The 15,725-nt window shown below is 47.7% G+C and carries 16 protein-coding genes and 1 riboswitch; of the genes, 14 read left to right on the forward strand and 2 right to left on the reverse strand.

All coding sequences use genetic code 11. The features are described from left to right. Positions 1-54 precede the first annotated feature (54 nt). From KDN34_RS06815 to KDN34_RS06875, 13 genes are all read left to right on the forward strand, one after another. Positions 55-2,130 (forward strand): TonB-dependent receptor, encoded by a 2,076-nt coding sequence (locus KDN34_RS06815; protein ID WP_212596138.1) that lies wholly within the window; start codon positions 55-57, stop codon positions 2,128-2,130. Positions 2,131-2,417: 287 nt separating this feature from the next. Beyond that, positions 2,418-2,529, forward strand: a riboswitch (TPP riboswitch). Positions 2,530-2,587: 58 nt separating this feature from the next. Beyond that, positions 2,588-4,750, forward strand: coding sequence for a TonB-dependent receptor (locus KDN34_RS06820; protein WP_228730441.1), 2,163 nt, complete (start codon positions 2,588-2,590; stop codon positions 4,748-4,750). Between the two features lie 47 nt (positions 4,751-4,797). Further along, entirely contained in the window at positions 4,798-5,058 is a 261-nt protein-coding gene (locus KDN34_RS06825) for a hypothetical protein (protein ID WP_212596140.1), read from the forward strand. Between the two features lie 2 nt (positions 5,059-5,060). Next, positions 5,061-5,693, forward strand: a complete 633-nt coding sequence (pnuC, locus tag KDN34_RS06830; protein ID WP_212596141.1) for a nicotinamide riboside transporter PnuC — start codon at positions 5,061-5,063, stop codon at positions 5,691-5,693. Further along, positions 5,693-6,712 carry a phosphotransferase gene (locus tag KDN34_RS06835; RefSeq protein ID WP_212596142.1) on the forward strand — a complete coding sequence of 340 codons (1,020 nt, stop codon included), beginning with the start codon at positions 5,693-5,695 and terminating at the stop codon, positions 6,710-6,712. The genes pnuC and KDN34_RS06835 overlap by 1 nt, the downstream gene beginning before the upstream one ends. A 49-nt stretch (positions 6,713-6,761) precedes the next feature. Further along, positions 6,762-7,607, forward strand: a complete 846-nt coding sequence (locus tag KDN34_RS06840) for a DUF6279 family lipoprotein (protein WP_212596143.1) — start codon at positions 6,762-6,764, stop codon at positions 7,605-7,607. Positions 7,608-7,698: 91 nt separating this feature from the next. Then, positions 7,699-8,250, forward strand: coding sequence for an NAD(P)H nitroreductase (locus KDN34_RS06845; RefSeq protein WP_212596144.1), 552 nt, complete (start codon positions 7,699-7,701; stop codon positions 8,248-8,250). Positions 8,251-8,530: 280 nt separating this feature from the next. Further along, complete coding sequence (locus KDN34_RS06850) at positions 8,531-9,154, forward strand: 2OG-Fe(II) oxygenase (RefSeq protein WP_212596145.1); 624 nt, start codon at positions 8,531-8,533, stop codon at positions 9,152-9,154. 142 nt (positions 9,155-9,296) lie between these two features. Next, positions 9,297-9,890 (forward strand): GNAT family N-acetyltransferase, encoded by a 594-nt coding sequence (locus KDN34_RS06855; RefSeq protein ID WP_228730442.1) that lies wholly within the window; start codon positions 9,297-9,299, stop codon positions 9,888-9,890. A 137-nt stretch (positions 9,891-10,027) separates the two neighbouring features. Then, entirely contained in the window at positions 10,028-10,423 is a 396-nt protein-coding gene (locus tag KDN34_RS06860; RefSeq protein WP_212596146.1) for a hypothetical protein, read from the forward strand. Between the two features lie 178 nt (positions 10,424-10,601). Then, on the forward strand, positions 10,602-11,636 hold the full coding sequence (locus tag KDN34_RS06865; RefSeq protein WP_212596147.1) for a DUF2157 domain-containing protein: 1,035 nt from the start codon (positions 10,602-10,604) through the stop codon (positions 11,634-11,636). After that, positions 11,633-12,694, forward strand: a complete 1,062-nt coding sequence (locus tag KDN34_RS06870; RefSeq protein ID WP_212596148.1) for a DUF4401 domain-containing protein — start codon at positions 11,633-11,635, stop codon at positions 12,692-12,694. The genes KDN34_RS06865 and KDN34_RS06870 overlap by 4 nt, the downstream gene beginning before the upstream one ends. Next, positions 12,687-13,214: a GDYXXLXY domain-containing protein gene (locus KDN34_RS06875; protein ID WP_212596149.1), complete on the forward strand. Its 528-nt coding sequence runs from the start codon at positions 12,687-12,689 to the stop codon at positions 13,212-13,214. The genes KDN34_RS06870 and KDN34_RS06875 overlap by 8 nt, the downstream gene beginning before the upstream one ends. A gap of 23 nt (positions 13,215-13,237) precedes the next feature. Here KDN34_RS06875 and KDN34_RS06880 read toward each other — a convergent pair whose 3' ends face one another. Both KDN34_RS06880 and folX read right to left on the reverse strand, forming a co-directional pair. After that, positions 13,238-14,128, reverse strand: coding sequence for a TIGR01777 family oxidoreductase (locus tag KDN34_RS06880; protein WP_212596150.1), 891 nt, complete (start codon positions 14,126-14,128; stop codon positions 13,238-13,240). 64 nt (positions 14,129-14,192) lie between these two features. Next, positions 14,193-14,561 (reverse strand): dihydroneopterin triphosphate 2'-epimerase, encoded by a 369-nt coding sequence (folX, locus tag KDN34_RS06885; protein WP_212596555.1) that lies wholly within the window; start codon positions 14,559-14,561, stop codon positions 14,193-14,195. Between the two features lie 80 nt (positions 14,562-14,641). Between folX and KDN34_RS06890 the strand changes: the two genes are divergently transcribed. Next, a complete protein-coding gene (locus tag KDN34_RS06890; RefSeq protein WP_212596151.1) occupies positions 14,642-15,721 on the forward strand; it encodes an AI-2E family transporter in 1,080 nt (359 codons plus the stop codon). The last annotated feature ends 4 nt before the right edge of the window (positions 15,722-15,725 follow it).

Below are 15,725 nucleotides of genomic sequence, written 5' to 3' on the forward strand. Positions count from 1 at the left end.
ACTCGTCATCATTAAACTGCTTCCTACACGCTAACTGCTAAACAAAAATATTTTATGAAATTGTTGTCACCCATCGTTTGTGGACTACCACTGCTGTGTGGCGCTGTCACCGCTCATGCCGATGATGCCGGACAATCCCAAAGCGCCAAAGCCAATCAACAACCTATTGAACGTGTTGCGGTATTTGGAAGGCAAGTTAATCTGCTCGGACAGAGTAGTTCAGCCTCAGAGGGAATTGTCGGCGCTGGGGAGATTGAATCCCGGCCATTACTGCGCACGGGGGAAGTGTTGGAATTTGTACCGGGGATGCTGGTGACTCAGCACAGCGGTTCGGGAAAGGCCAACCAGTACTTTTTACGGGGATTCAACTTAGATCACGGCACCGATTTTGCGACAACGGTTGATGGTATGCCTATCAACATGCGCAGCCACGGTCATGGACAAGGGTATACCGATCTTAATTTCCTTATTCCGGAGCTAATCGGCCAGATCCACTATTACAAAGGGGCATATTATCCAGAAATTGGGGATTTCTCCGGCGCGGGTTCGGCAGACATTGCTTTAACAGATGATCTGCCTTATCGACAGGTACAGCTGACGTTGGGTCAATATGGATACCAGCGACTGCTAGCAACCGGACAACAGCAGTGGCAAGACAATAAGTTTATTTATGGCACTGAATTACAAGGATATAAAGGCCCTTGGACAGACGTTGAGGAAGATGTCCGTAAAGTGAACGCTGTTGGCCGTTATCTGACACACGTGGGTAATGGACAACTGGCGGTCACCGCGATGGCATATAGTAACGACTGGAACTCAGCCGATCAGATCCCTGAACGTGCGGTCACTGCTGGTATCATTGATGAGTACGGTTCATTAGACACTGATTTGGGCGGGGATTCGAGCCGTTATAGTTTGTCGTCACAATATGTCGATGCTAACTGGCGCGCCAGCGCTTATGTTATCCGCTCACGTTTGAACCTGTTTTCCAATTTCACTTATTTTCTCGATAATCCACAGGATGGTGATGAGTTTCAGCAAGTGGATAACCGGGAGATCTGGGGCGGTAAGTTGGCACGAGATTGGGCCGTTTCACCCCTTGGCATTAACACCAATGTGACGGCGGGAGCTGAAACCCGCTATGACCACATTGGCAAGGTCGCGTTGTATCACACACAGCAGCGTCAGCGTATCGGCACCGTGCGCGACGATGCGGTGGATGAGTTTTCTAGCGGCCTGTTTGGCAAGCTGGAAGCCGAGTTAACCGATGACCTCAAACTGCGTCTTGGCGCCCGTTATGATTACTACAACGCCGATGTTGACAGTGACAATACGCTAAACAGTGGTAATGCTAACGATGGCATCTGGAGTCTGAAAGGCGGGCTATCCTACCTGGTTAGCGATGATCTGGAATTGTATGCCAGTGCCGGGCAGGGATTTCACTCTAACGATGCGCGAGGCGCCACTATCAAGGTGGATCCGGTTACCGGTGAGCCTCAGGACAAAGTGGATCTACTGGTCCGTTCCACTGGTGCTGAACTTGGTTTTCGTTATTTTGATCGAGAATACATCAATATTTCCGCAGCATTCTGGTATTTAGATTTGGATTCAGAACTGCTTTATGTTGGTGATGCCGGTACGACTGAACCCAGTAGAGCATCCAGACGCTACGGTACCGAGATTTCTGCATATTATTGGCTCAATGATGCACTCAGCGTAGACGCAGAAATTGCCGTTACCCGTGCCCGATTTACTGAAGATGCAACGCTGGAAGGTAAATACGTCGATGGTACTGTCCCTTGGGTAGCCAGTGCTGGCATAAACTATCAGCCTGCAGCAGCGGGCATACACACCGCTATACGATTACGATATCTCGGTAAAAGAGTACTAGACAGCTTAAAAGCACATCAAGCGGACGCAACAACCTTAGTCAACTTGTCTCTGGGGTACGGTTATCGTGATTGGGATTTCAAAGTGGAAGTACTCAATCTATTTAATAGCCATGAGCATGATATTGACTACTGGTATACCTCGCGTTTGTCCGGTGAGGATGACAGCGGTGTGGAAGATTTGCACTATCATCCGGTAGAACCACGGATGCTGCGTTGCAGTGTCAGTTACCGCTACTAATATATGTGATGTGTGTCCAAGCCTGCTGTGGTTAGCTGCCCGGCAGGCTTTTTTATTTTTTAGCACACTATACGGCCCCTTTGTGACTCAGAGATGTTTGTCCTGGTTGTTGAACATATCTTATGAGATTCATGAAGCCGAGCAGTTTGAATCGGTTGTCGCATGCCAAATCTACCCAGTCCATAAGGCTCAATATTCGATAGATTGCAATTGAATCATCGAAAGAAAACTGAGGTGACAAATATCACAATAATGGCTCTTCTTTGTTAACAAATTTATGTATACTTGCTCGCGCCAAGGGGTGTTCGCCTGTTTTTTTAGGGAACTGAGATGTCTTACGACGAACCCTTAGAACCTGATCCGGCTAGTACCGGCGTAGGAATGGGCCACAATCCGTGTACTTATCACTTCGCTTATCCAAAGCCGGATCTCAAACATGCAAATATTTGAGGTCCAAATGTCTAAAATTTTTTACCCCTGTGTTATCGCTGCTGCGGTGCACTTAGCGTTAAGCCCAGCAGCCTTCGCCGCCGACAATACTAAAGATACGACTGACAAATCCTCCGATGAACAGCCAATAGAAGTGATGGTGGTGAGTGCGGATTTTCGTGGTACAACGGTAGACAACACTCCTTCAAGTGTCACTGTTATCGATCAGCAGCGTATTGAAGATCAGGGTGCTGAACACTTCGAAGATATGCTCAATAACGTCGCCAATTTCAACTGGTCAGGGGCAACTGCCAGGCCTCGTTATTTTCAGATCCGTGGTGTTGGTGAGCAGGAAGATTACAAAGGTGCTCCCAATTCTTCCGTAGGTTTCATTGTTGATGATATCGATCTGTCAGGTTTGGGTATGGTAGCGAGCATGTATGACCTGCAGCAGTTTGAAGTGCTGCGTGGTCCGCAAGGCACTCGCTATGGTGCGAATGCACTAGCCGGATTGATTTATCTGAAGAGTAATGACCCAACGCAAGTCGCGGAACATGGGCTGGAGTTGTCACTGGGTGAGGATAACTTGCGTACACTCAGCGGTTACAGTTCCGGACCCCTAACCGATTCCGGCAAATTGCTCTATCGGGTGGCACTACAGCAACATAAACAAAATGGATACATGAATAACCTGTATCTGAACCGTGATGACACCAATCAACGTGATGAATTTACCGGGCATCTTAAACTGCGTTGGTATGCCACCGATAATCTGCAAGCGGATCTCACCGTATTGCATGCCGATTATAAAGACGGTTATGACGCCTGGACGCTGGATAACAATGGTAAAAATACCCTTACAGATCAACCAGGTCTTGATAACCAGCGCACTACCGGCTCCAGTTTAAAACTCACCTACAGCGGTTTTGATCAGTTTGAGCTGATCTCACTGAGTAGCTGGGCTAAAACGCATTTTGATAACGGCTATGATGGTGATTGGGCGAACCCGGACTACTGGGCTGCATTGGATTGCGATGGTGAAGCCTGCGAGTATAACTATTGGTGGGATAAGAAAGGCAACCGCCGCACATTGACCCAGGAATTCCGCATCACCTCTAATGATGCCGGTAAGATTTTCGGTGGCACCACCGACTGGCTCGCCGGAATTTATTTGATGGATTTGGCTGAAGATAACGACCTGTACTCTGAATATAACGGCTCGCCGGATGAAGTGCTGCAGTCCAAATACAGTGCCAATAACTATGCCGTATTTGGACAGCTAGATTCTGATCTGGGGGAAGGTTATCGCTTATCGGTGGGATTGCGACTCGAACAGCGTAGTAGCGATTACAGTGATAGCAACAATGATAACTTCAGCCCATCTGAAAACATGTGGGGTGGCCATGTTGCGCTCTCAAAACAGCTTGCCCAAGGACAGGAGGCTTATTTACGGGTTGCCCGAGGCTACAAAGCTGGTGGCTTCAATATGACGTTACCCACATCTCTGTCTGATAAGAAGCAGTTTGATACTGAAATTCTTTACAACTACGAACTGGGCTTAAAATCACAGTGGTTTGATGGCGTAGCTGGCAGCCGCCTCGCACTGTTTTATATGGACCGTCAACATCAGCAGGTCTCGGCATCAATTCAGGATCCTGTCGATCCGCAGCGCTTTATTCTGTTCACCGATAACGCCGGTAGTTCAAGTAACTATGGTGCAGAACTGGAAGCTAACTGGTACGCCACCGACACATTGGAGTTATACAGCAGTGTCGGGTACCTGAAAACCAAGTACGGCACTTATATCTATGAGGATTCATACGGTAATCCGGTCGATTTAAGTGGTCGCGAGTTGGCGAATTCGCCTCGTTGGACTTACAGCCTAGGTGCCAGTTGGCACGCTGATAACGGTTGGTTTGCCAACGTTAATGCCAGCGGTAAGAGTAAGTTCTACTATTCTGACAGCAACGATTCGCAGTCCAAGCCTTACGCCATCGTCAACGCCAAAGTGGGTTATGATGCGGATAGCTGGGCGTTGTATTTCTGGGGCCGGAATCTGTTTGATAAGCAGTATGGGGTTCGTGGCTTTTATTTCGGCAATGAACCGGATCAAGATTGGGCAGATAAGCAGTACATCCGCTATGGCGACCCACGTCAGTTAGGTGTCACGTTCAAGCTGAAATTCATGTAATTGCACCGTCCCGGTGTTAGCGCCGGGACTTTCTCAAGGAGTAAGGTATGAAACTGACCGTTGATATCAGCATGTATCCGTTACATGACAATTACAAAGATCCCATTCGTTGGCTGATCAAACGACTGGACAGTTATCCCGGAGTAGAAAGGGTCACCAATTCGTTATCAACTCAGGTCAGTGGTGAGTTTGATGAGGTGATGCGGATGCTTTCTATTGAGATGAAAGCCGCCTATGAGCAGTTTGGTAAAGCCATATTTGTCTGCAAATTTCTTGAAGGTGAATTTGATCTGACGCGTAGGACCTGAAGATGACTGAGGTATGGCAGATAATCAATCAGGCGGTGGCTGAAGCAGAAGGTATGAATCTGTGGGAAGGGCTGGCGGTGTTGCTGGCATTGGCCTATCTGCTGTTGGCAATGAAAGCTAACGCTTGGTGTTGGGGCGCTGCACTGGCGAGTACGGCTATCTACACTGTACTGTTCTGGAAAGTGTCACTGCTGATGGAGTCGATTCTGAATGTGTATTACATGGTGATGGCGCTTTATGGCTACTGGATGTGGCGTCGCGGTGGTGATGAGCAGCAGGAGCTTGCCGTTTGCACCTGGTCGTGGCCACGACATCTGCTATTGATTGTCTGCACGGCATTATTATCACTCCCGGTGGGATGGTTTATGGCAAATCATACCCACGCCTCATTTCCTTACCTGGATTCTGCCACCACCTGTTTTGCGGTGATGGCCACATGGTTAGTTGCCCAAAAAGTGCTGGAAAACTGGCTTTATTGGGTGGTGATTGATTCCGTTTCCATCTACCTCTATGTCAGCAAAGGATTAATGCTGACCTCGTTGTTGTTTGTGCTGTACGTGGTACTGGCCGTGGCGGGCTATTTTATGTGGCGGGCGAATTGGCGTGAGCAGCGTCCATTGCTGGAAAATCATTGATGAAGTTGCACGAGATTAGCGGCAAACTCTTTGAGCCTATTTCTGCGGCATTGCGGACTTTGTCTTTACCTGAGCCGCAGCTCATCGAGTCGCAGCCGTTGGGTTTGAGTAATCGCAGTTTTCGGCTGGTATTTGAGCATAAATCGCTGTTACTCAGACTCAATTCACCCGTTACCGACCAGATCTGCGATCGAAACAACGAGATTGACTGTTGGCAATTAGCCGAATGTGCCGGGTTGGCACCCAAACTCTACTGGGTCGATCCTGAAAAACACTTTTACCTCAGTGATTGGTTATCAGAGTCAGCGACGGGGCTTGGTCGTGATTATGTGCCTTGGCGGCAACTTGCGGCACAGGTACCACATAAATTACCGGGGAGTGCACTTAATCTGGATCCCGATGTTCCTACCCCAGACCCAACTTCATTATATCCGGCCAAACAGCTGTTAAGGTTAATGCAGGGACTCCAACAGTTGCCAAAGCCAATGTTGGATATCAGTTTGAGGCAGCAATGGGAAATTTACTTAAGCCGCTTACAACAAATGGCCGCAACTGGCAATTATGCCGGGGCGGGGACCTGGGCTGCGCTACAGTGGTTGCAACGACTTCATTGGCTGCAGCAGTTGTCACTGTCCCGTCGGTTTGACCTTCTGGATGCCTGCTTAGTGACACATCAATTTTGTCATCGCGATCTTAGTGCTCATAACCTGTTATTGCATAATAACCAATTGTTTTGTATTGATTTTGAGTATTGTTGTAGCTCACATCCACTGTTTGAGCTTGCTGGTGTTATCGCTTGTCATCAGTTAGCTCCGGATGCGCGCCAGTGGTTAATTGGCGGATATCTTTCAGATCATCCTTGTTTGACCATCGGTAGTCAGCAGGCGCTACCGGCGGCAATGGATATCTTCTGGTTGTATTCCTGTGCCTGGGCATTACAAATGGCCGATGGTCAATGCCGCGATGGCCGTGAGTATTTCGGTTGGTTTGACAACTACCGACAACTTATAGGAGAGTGAACTCTATCCCGGCCAGCGGCGCCGACCGTTATCAAGGATATGCTGACGGATGAGACGACTATGGTTGTTACTGGGAACGGTGCTGACATTAACCGCCTGTTCCACCAAAATGACATATTCCTTTCTCGACTGGGCAATTGAGTGGCGGCTGGATGACTACGTCACGTTAAATGATGCCCAGGAGCGGCAGTTTGACAAAGCGCTGCAGTCCTTTCTGGTATGGCATCGCAAACAGGAGTTACCAAGATACAGTGCAGATCTGAAATCGCTACGCACGGCTCTGCAACAGGGAACGCTAACACCCGAATTTCTTTCGAATTTTACCGATCAGGCTCGCCAACATTGGTTGCGAATATTTTCCAAGACGTTCGACGATATTGTCCCGCTGGTGGCCTCGTTCGATGCGCAGCAAGTCGCGCAAATTAAGCAACAGCTCAGCAAAGACCAACAAAAGCTACACAAGCGCTATCAGCATAAAACACCAGAACAACTTATTGCCGATGCCGACGAACGGTTACAGGACACGCTAGAAGACTGGATTGGACGCTTGACCGTTCCACAACAGCAATTGGTACACAGTTACAATCAGCAACGATTACAAGTAATAAGGTTATGGCTGGATTACCGTGATGAGTGGTATGCACAGTTTGTTGACACGCTGGATAACCGCCATGACCAATCTCAGTTAAGGACACGTTTGAAATCTCTGCTGACAACTCCAGAACAGTTGCGTTCACCAGCGTTTCAGCAACAACTCAATGCCAACAGCAAACGTTTGGGACAGATGTTGGTACAAGTTGCCAAGGAGATGACTGCCAAGCAAAGACAACATATTCTGCGCAAGCTGGACGAGCTGATCAGTGATTTGGATGATCTTAGTGGCGTAACTGGATGAGTTGTTGGCAGTTGATTCGTTGAACCATTTTCATTAGCGGCGAATTTGTTATGCTAGGCTCACAGAGCGTTTTGTTTTAAAGGACTTAATTTTGGATGCTTTAACTCTTCTTTTGACACGTCAATCCTGTCCGCGGTTGATTGCGCCAGCGCCAAGTGAAGCGCAACTGAAAGTCATTTTGGATGCTGCCGCCCGAGTGCCGGATCATGGTGGTCTGACACCTTGGGAATTTATCATTGCGACCGGTGAGGGATTGAACCGTCTGGCCGACGTCTTTGTCGCCGCTGCGACTGAGGCGGGTGAAGACGATGACTTCATTGCCAAGGCGGGAAATATGCCCTTGCGGGCACCTATGGTTATTACTGTGGTAGCCAAAACCCGCAGTGATATCAAAAAGGTACCGGAGCTGGAACAGCAATTAGCGGCCGGATGTGCGGTGATGGCGATGCAGCAGGCCGCATTTGCTCAAGGGTTGGGTGGCATCTGGCGCACCGGCAATTTTGCGTTTGATGAAACCGTTAATACAGCATTGGGGTTAGAGGTCACAGATCAAATCGTCGGTTTCCTGTACCTGGGGACGCCAGCGATCGATATGCCTTTGAAACCACAAAAGGATGGCAGTGCCTTTGCCCGTTACCTGTAATAAATACTGAATTAAGTTTGATGCCGGCCAAGTGCCGGCATTTTGTTATTCGGCATTAGTTATTACTCAAACAAGTCCTGCATTAGGTGTCTTCTTCAATAATCCATTTCTATAGAGCTGATGGATATGTATGTTTATTATTCGGTTGGTTATTTCATTACACCTCAAATAATTTTGTGAGTAACTATTTGATTTGAAACTGTAAATTATTGCTAATTTGAAGTGTTCAGATTAGCTTCATGCTCCCTTTGGTGCGTACTTAATACGCTGGAGCATGACTATGACCGATATGAGCGGTGAGGCATTTTTTGACCTGGTAGCGGATGCCTTGCAAGATGCTGGTTATATCGTGTTACCTCAGATTGTTGCGCCAATGCTTATCGGTTTATTACGCCAAAGTCTTGCCGAACAACAAGGTCCGAATTTTCGTGATGCGGCGATTGGTCGCGGAGGACAACAACAACTTAATCAGACGGTTCGCAGCGATCGTATTCGTTGGTTAACGGCGGATAATCAGCCTGATCAGCAGTGGTTGAGTTTGATGGATCAATTGCGTATCGGGCTCAATCGCCGACTGTTCATGGGATTGTTTGATTATGAAAGTCATTATGCCTGGTATCGTCCGGGAGCATTTTACCGCAAACATGTTGATGCTTTACCCGGAAGCCGCAATCGTATTCTTACCACTGTATTGTTTCTTAACGAAAACTGGCAAAGTGATGAAGGGGGAGAACTGCAGCTTTTTGATGAACAGGATCAATTGTTACAGCAGATTACCCCAGAAGCTGGCACCTTAGTGATCTTCCTCAGTGAACGTTTTCCTCATGAAGTGCTCCCCACACGGCGTGGTCGCGGTAGCATCGCCGGCTGGTTTCGTGTCAGTAACAGCCATTACGGCTTTTGATGACCATAAGTCTCTGAATTTGTATTGCATTAGCTTGTCCATTCCTACGGAATTCGTGCTAGTCTGTTAATAAAAGGTCTGCGGCACTATTGTGAGTGTCGGCCTGACCACCAAGAAAGACTAGGCGAGAAGGAGAAGCATTGTGGGACAGGAAGGTTATTTATCCGGAGAGTATGTCATTCTTGAACCGCTGAGTATGGATCACCTGCCAGCACTGTCTTTGGCTGTGGCAGATGGTGAGCTGTGGAATCTATGGTATACCAGTGTTCCCCATCCTGATGAAATGAAAGCGTATATTCAGACGGCGCAGGAGTCTGAACAACGTGGCGAGGCCCTGGCTTTTGCCGTGCGGTGTCGAGAAACCGGTACTATTGTCGGATGTACCCGGTTGTGTAATTGGGATCAACCTAATCGTCACATTGAAATTGGTTACACCTGGTACAGCAAAAGTGTGCAGCGTACTGCTGTGAATACCGAGACGAAATTACTATTGTTGACCTATGCATTTGAAACGCTTGATGTTATCGCTGTTGAGTTCCGTACCCACTTCCATAATGAGGCGAGTCGCCAGGCCATTGCTCGTCTTGGGGCTAAACAGGATGGCATTTTGCGTAACCACCGCCTGCTTAAAGATGGCACTGTGCGTGATACCGTGGTGTACTCCATTATTGATAGCGAATGGCCAGAGATTAAACAGCATCTGAAAATTATGCTGGCACATCATAAACAGCCGTAATTCCGCGCTATAGCCGTTTACCTCAACGATTACCTGGATTCCCGGTTAAGGACCGGGAATTTTGTGATCGTAATCAACTTGAAATTCATTTTTGACTAAAGTAGTTTTTATTCATTCAACAAAAAAGGAAGATCAGGATGATAGTCAAACAACTCGTTTGGGCAGCGATGGCCATCGGCGTGAGTTCATCTGCTTTGGCCGGCGAAGCGGAACAGGCATTTACTTCAGAATTACATCAGTGTGCCGCGTATTATCAGTTGGGCTCACAGATGGTGGCTGCGATGAATGCACCACAGATGGCCGCGGTCGGTGAGCGGTTGAAGAACAATGCTAAAGAAGCAGAACAACTGGCAGCAAAATATGAGTCAGAAGATGCGGCGCAGCAAGCGATTACCAAGGCCACTGAAGAGATGATGCAGTCAACCGGTGGTAAGGGCATGGGCGCGCTGATGCAGCGTTATAAGGATAAGTGCCAAGACATCCTTAACGATCCACAAAAACGGTTAGATTACTGGGTGATGGCAAAAATGTGAAGGTAATGGCCCGCTTGATGCGGGCTTTGTTTTACTGAATTTCTGCCACGAGCCACTGAAATTCTCATTGCTGTGATCATGCCGAGCTAGTTATATTTTACCGCTTGATTTTGCTTAAAATTTGCTCACACTACTAATGGCAGAAACCGCAAAATGGTGATGGGCAATGGATTCGAGGATGAGGCACAAATCGCTGCTATATCATTGGTATGCGCAGCGAGCGATCACTGATGAAACAATGCCACAAGCGCTGGAGAGCGTGACCCATGCTTCATTTGCGCAGTGGCTGCGCTTCCTTAACCAATTGTTGCTTGGCAGTAGTGTGATGTGTTTCGGTTCATCACTCATCTGCTTCATTGCTTATAACTGGCATTATTTGACGCGTCTAAGTAAGTTAGCCCTGCTTGAGGCCATCTGGCTGGTGCTAATGATTGTGCCACTGGCTTTGCTTAAATATGTCTCTCATCATCCTGCAGTTAAACATGCTGTCAGCTGGAGTAGTTTACTGACCGCCATAGCTACGGGCGGGGTGTTAGCCTACATCGGACAGGCGTATCAGCAAGGTGCCGATGACTGGCAACTCTTTGCAGCTTGGTCGGTATTGTCGTTACCTTGGATTTGGTTAGGTCGTAGTGACTGGCATATTGGACTATTGGCATTACTACTGAACCTTTCCCTATTTTTGTGGTTTCAAGTTAATGATTGGCCGCTATTTCAACAATGGTTCCCCGATGAAACCTTCAGCTGCCTATTATGGTGGCAGGTATTACTGAACCTCGTGTTGCATCTGACATTATTGTTTCTCAATCGGCGAAAGCCTGTTTGTTGGGGTGGGGCTAAGTTCTCCGAAGCATTGGCTGGCTTAGCAATGTGGGTCTTTATGTTGATTGTTATCGCTGATGCCATTTTTACGGGTAATTTTCTTCTAGAACAAGGGAATCGCCATTTTCTCTGGTCATGGTCACAGAGCTTTTGGTGGCTGATATCTGTGGTGTTATTGGTAACTTATTGGAATCGCCACTGTTTGTATGGGCTAGCTTTGCTGATGTTTGCTCAGATCGTGTATTCCCAAATGTGGCTGCTGCGTTGGCTCAATTCGTCGCAGTTAGAAACGTACGGCTATTTGTTGATGTCTGCATCTTCTGTGGGAATGTCTGTCGCGGTGAGCTTGTGGTTACTGAAGTTGCAGCGTCGTTTTGAGGAGCAGCCATGAGTGCTCAGATACTTTGGCAACAACTGGCAGAACAACGATTAGTGCAAGGACTAATGCCTGATAACGCGCCAGTACCTTGGTATCTGGTGGTATTACAAGCATTAGCCGCATGGATTGCCGGTGGTTTTATGCTGGGCTTTTTGGGGAGTTTGGTACTATTTCTTCCACTCCCTGAAATTGATGGTTTCATCATTAGTGCGCTGATTTGCTATGGAATGGCGGCATTTATTGTCTTCCAGCAAAAAAGTCACGCGAGTGGGCTGTTTGTTTCGCAATTGGGGTTTTGTTTTGCGACGGCCTCTTTAAGTGGACTTGCTATTGGTTTGTCTGAGCGCTTACACCTTAGCAGTGCTGATGTGTACCTGCTGTTATTGTTTCTCGGGCTGTTGCATTGGCTCACATTGCCTTTGTTTAGTATCCGTTTTTGTTCAGCATTGGTGATGTTGGCTGCCATGTCGCTGTGGCTACTGGAACAAGGATTAGGCGTCGCTATATCGCCGCTGTTGATGCTCAGCAGCTTCTGGCTATGGTTTCGCGAGCCTCATTTCGGACGCGGTAGAGATTTGTTGCGACCCTTGGCATTTGCCTGCGCGATGTTGCTTCCCTGGATACAGGAGCCTGTATTAAAAAGCGCCAGTAGTTTATTCCATCAACACCAGTGGTCACTTTTGAGTTTCTGGCCGGTGATGTTAGATCTATTGATCCTGGTGGCCTCGTTGTATTTCTTCTGTCACTGGCGACCGGCAACGTATAAACAGCGGCTGATAACCCTGATCTTACTTATCCTGTTCGTCGGATGGCTGATTTGGATCCGCGGTTTAATCGCCGCATTTAGCATAATCGTGTTGGGATTCGCGACGGCTGAATGGCTGCTCATCGTCGTCGGTGTGGTTTCGATGTTGGGCTTTGGTAGTTGGTTTTACTATTCATTGGAATACACCCTGTTTACCAAATCCTGGTTGTTGCTTGGCTTAGGCTTAACCTTGTTGTTAACGCTTTGGTTTGTTAAGCATCAAACTCAGTCGTCGCATGATGCAGGGGAGGCGACACATGAATGAAGTCTATCGCCCAACTTATAAAGTGGCATTAATCGCGCTAGTGCTTGGCCTCTTGAGTCTATTGTTGGTCAATAGTGCGGTATGGCACAAAGAACAATTATGGCGATATGGCGAACGACTAGTACTCGAACTTGCACCTGTGGACCCCAGGTCATTGATGCAAGGTGATTATATGGCGTTGGATTTTACTGTTGCTCGACAATTACGCCAGGCACTGCGGGAAAACGGTATCTGGCAAAGTAACTTGCAGGGATGGCTGTTGGTTACCTTACAATCGCACGGCCCCGCGAGTTACCAAGGTTATCGGTTGACGAATATTGAGAGCAATATGACCGGGCAGCAGCGGCTCATCCCATTTAAAGTTCGTAAGGGAAGGGTGCGTATTGCCAGCAATGCCTGGTTTTTTGAGGAAGGGCAAGCAAAACATTTCAGCGCTGCTCGTTTCGGTGAGTTTCGTCTCTCGCCTGAGGGTGAACTGTTATTGATCGGGTTGTTGGACGCTAAACTGCAACCTTTGTAGGGTTTAAACCGCCACCCTCATTATCAAAACAGATCTGCCAGAGCCTGCTCCAGCTTTGGAAACTGAAAACGAAAACCTTCGTTCATCGCTTTACTCGGGATCACATACTGGCCTTCGATTAGTAGTTCAGCCATCTCACCAAACAGCAGTTTCAACATAAATGCAGGGGCTGGCAGTATGGCCGGGCGTTGCAGGACTTTGCCCAGACTGCGAGCAAACTCCGCATTACTGACGGGATAGGGCGCGGTGGCATTGTATATTCCATGAGCCTGTTTATGGCTCAGTAAAAACAGGATCAATTCCACCAGATCAGACAGATGGATCCAACTCATCCCTTGGCGACCATTCGCAATGGGTCCACCTAACCCCAATCGGAATGCGGGTAACATTTTCGCCAGTGCGCCGCCGTTAGCCGCAAGCACGACCCCAGTGCGAATAATGCAGACCCGAGTATTACTGGATTGCGCGATCAACGCGCGGCGCTCCCATTCCGCACAAATGTAGTGGCTGAACTCTTCTACCGGTGTTGCGTCTTCATCCAGTAGTGTTTCATCCTGACCACCATAATAACCGATTGCGGAGCCGCTGATAAAACAACTGGGGGGCGTAGTAGAGGCTTTAATTAAACTAGCGAGTCTTGAGGTGATATCCCACCGACTGCGGCAAATCACCTGTTTTTGCATTTCGCTCCAGCGTTTACCTACGATGGGTTCCCCGGCCAAATTAATGACTGCATCAATACCATTAAGATCAGTGAGGCCGTCTAAAGAAGGAAGATATTCGTGGTGAATGCCCAGTTTTTGTCTGGCCACTAATGGATTGCGACTGACAATCACCAATTGATGTTCAGTTTCCAGGTTGGCGACCAATGCAGTACCAACCAGACCTGTAGCGCCAGTAATCAGTATCTTCATGCCTTATCTCCAGACCAATCTCTTTATGCTGATTATAGGATTGAGCAAAAAAACTGCTATAAAATCAATCCTGCCGCTGCCAACTCAATTGTAAAGAAACGGAATCGGCAAAGCGTAACGCATGAGGTTTATCGACTTCCACCGTGGCGTACTCCACCCATGGATGTTCACTGGCAATTTCTAGAATTTTGCCGGTGAGGTGCTCTAATAGCGAGAAACGATTATCTTCCACCAGGGAAATGATGGCTTTAGTGATAGTTCGATAGTTGAGTGCATGTTCCATATCATCAGTTTTACGTGCTTTATCGGCAACATAATGGATGGTTACATTGATAATCACATCCTGACGGTTGTTGATCTCTTCATCCTTAATACCGATAAAAGTGCGCAATCTGAGATTTTTAATGCGTATAATAGCCAATTCCGGGTTCATCATGTGATTACTTATTGTTTGATTTGCAGTTTTATCTGGAAGATTAGCAACTTTATCTGATAACAAGAAGGAATTTAGCGATGCTGCAGCCTTACAATCCGTCCATGACGCTGCGTACCTTTGCTTTAATGGCCTGTGTAGTCGTGGTTTTGGCGGGGATAAAGGCCGCTGGAACTATTGTTGTCCCCTTTGTCTTGTCGGCATTTATTGCGGTAATTTGTACCCCGGCAATTGCTGCAATGACGCGCTATCGTGTGCCCCGCTGGTTAGCCGTGCTGGCGCTGATGGCACTGATTGTACTGGCAGGGTTATGGCTGGCGTCGGTCGTGGGTGGCTCAATCAATGAATTTTCTAAGCATCTACCGATTTATCGCGCGCAACTGGTCGATCAGTTTTCTTGGATATTGGATAAATTGCGCGAATTTAATATCCAGATCTCCAAAGAGAAAGTCTTAGCCTATTTTGATCCGGGTATGGCGCTATCACTCACTACTAATACATTGTCCAGCGTTGGAAACGTCATGGCCAACCTGTTGTTGATCATTTTGACCATAGTTTTTATGTTGTTTGAAGCTGAGTCATTGCCGCGTAAATTGCATATGGCATTGGACGATCCGGATATGCGTTTGTCGCAGATTGACCGCTTTCTGCATTCGGTTAACCAGTATATGGTGATCAAAACCTTAGTCAGCTTGGCAACGGGCGCTATTGTCGGTATTGGTTTGTGGATGATGGGCGTGGATTACCCTTTGCTGTGGGCGGTCGTAGCTTTCCTGTTCAATTATATCCCTAACATCGGTTCCATTATTGCGGCGTTACCGCCAGTGCTATTGGCATTTGTCCAACTAGGGCCAACCGGTGCCGGAGGTGTGGTGCTGCTTTATCTGGGCGTAAACATGGTGATGGGCAATTTTGTTGAACCTCGGTTTATGGGACGAGGACTGGGCCTGTCAACATTAGTGGTGTTCCTGTCCTTGATATTCTGGGGCTGGTTGCTGGGTTCTGTTGGAATGTTGTTGTCAGTACCTCTTACCATGATTGTTAAAATTGCGCTGGAATCCGGCGATGGCAGCCGTAAATTAGCTGTTTTGTTAGCCGATGATGCCAGCGCATTTGCCGCTGATAATCAGCAACCGACTACCGAACCAGACAAAGAATAAAAGG

This window comes from Shewanella yunxiaonensis, from assembly GCF_018223345.1.
GTDB lineage: Bacteria > Pseudomonadota > Gammaproteobacteria > Enterobacterales > Shewanellaceae > Shewanella > Shewanella yunxiaonensis.

Coding starts and splice junctions, on each gene's coding strand:
- KDN34_RS06815 (WP_212596138.1), top strand. CDS start 55: ATGAAATTGTTGTCACCCATCGTTTGTGGACTACCACTGCTGTGTGGC.
- KDN34_RS06820 (WP_228730441.1), top strand. CDS start 2,588: ATGTCTAAAATTTTTTACCCCTGTGTTATCGCTGCTGCGGTGCACTTA.
- KDN34_RS06825 (WP_212596140.1), top strand. CDS start 4,798: ATGAAACTGACCGTTGATATCAGCATGTATCCGTTACATGACAATTAC.
- pnuC (WP_212596141.1), top strand. CDS start 5,061: ATGACTGAGGTATGGCAGATAATCAATCAGGCGGTGGCTGAAGCAGAA.
- KDN34_RS06835 (WP_212596142.1), top strand. CDS start 5,693: ATGAAGTTGCACGAGATTAGCGGCAAACTCTTTGAGCCTATTTCTGCG.
- KDN34_RS06840 (WP_212596143.1), top strand. CDS start 6,762: ATGAGACGACTATGGTTGTTACTGGGAACGGTGCTGACATTAACCGCC.
- KDN34_RS06850 (WP_212596145.1), top strand. CDS start 8,531: ATGACCGATATGAGCGGTGAGGCATTTTTTGACCTGGTAGCGGATGCC.
- KDN34_RS06860 (WP_212596146.1), top strand. CDS start 10,028: ATGATAGTCAAACAACTCGTTTGGGCAGCGATGGCCATCGGCGTGAGT.
- KDN34_RS06865 (WP_212596147.1), top strand. CDS start 10,602: ATGAGGCACAAATCGCTGCTATATCATTGGTATGCGCAGCGAGCGATC.
- KDN34_RS06870 (WP_212596148.1), top strand. CDS start 11,633: ATGAGTGCTCAGATACTTTGGCAACAACTGGCAGAACAACGATTAGTG.
- KDN34_RS06875 (WP_212596149.1), top strand. CDS start 12,687: ATGAATGAAGTCTATCGCCCAACTTATAAAGTGGCATTAATCGCGCTA.
- KDN34_RS06880 (WP_212596150.1), bottom strand. CDS start 14,128: ATGAAGATACTGATTACTGGCGCTACAGGTCTGGTTGGTACTGCATTG.
- folX (WP_212596555.1), bottom strand. CDS start 14,561: ATGAACCCGGAATTGGCTATTATACGCATTAAAAATCTCAGATTGCGC.
- KDN34_RS06890 (WP_212596151.1), top strand. CDS start 14,642: ATGCTGCAGCCTTACAATCCGTCCATGACGCTGCGTACCTTTGCTTTA.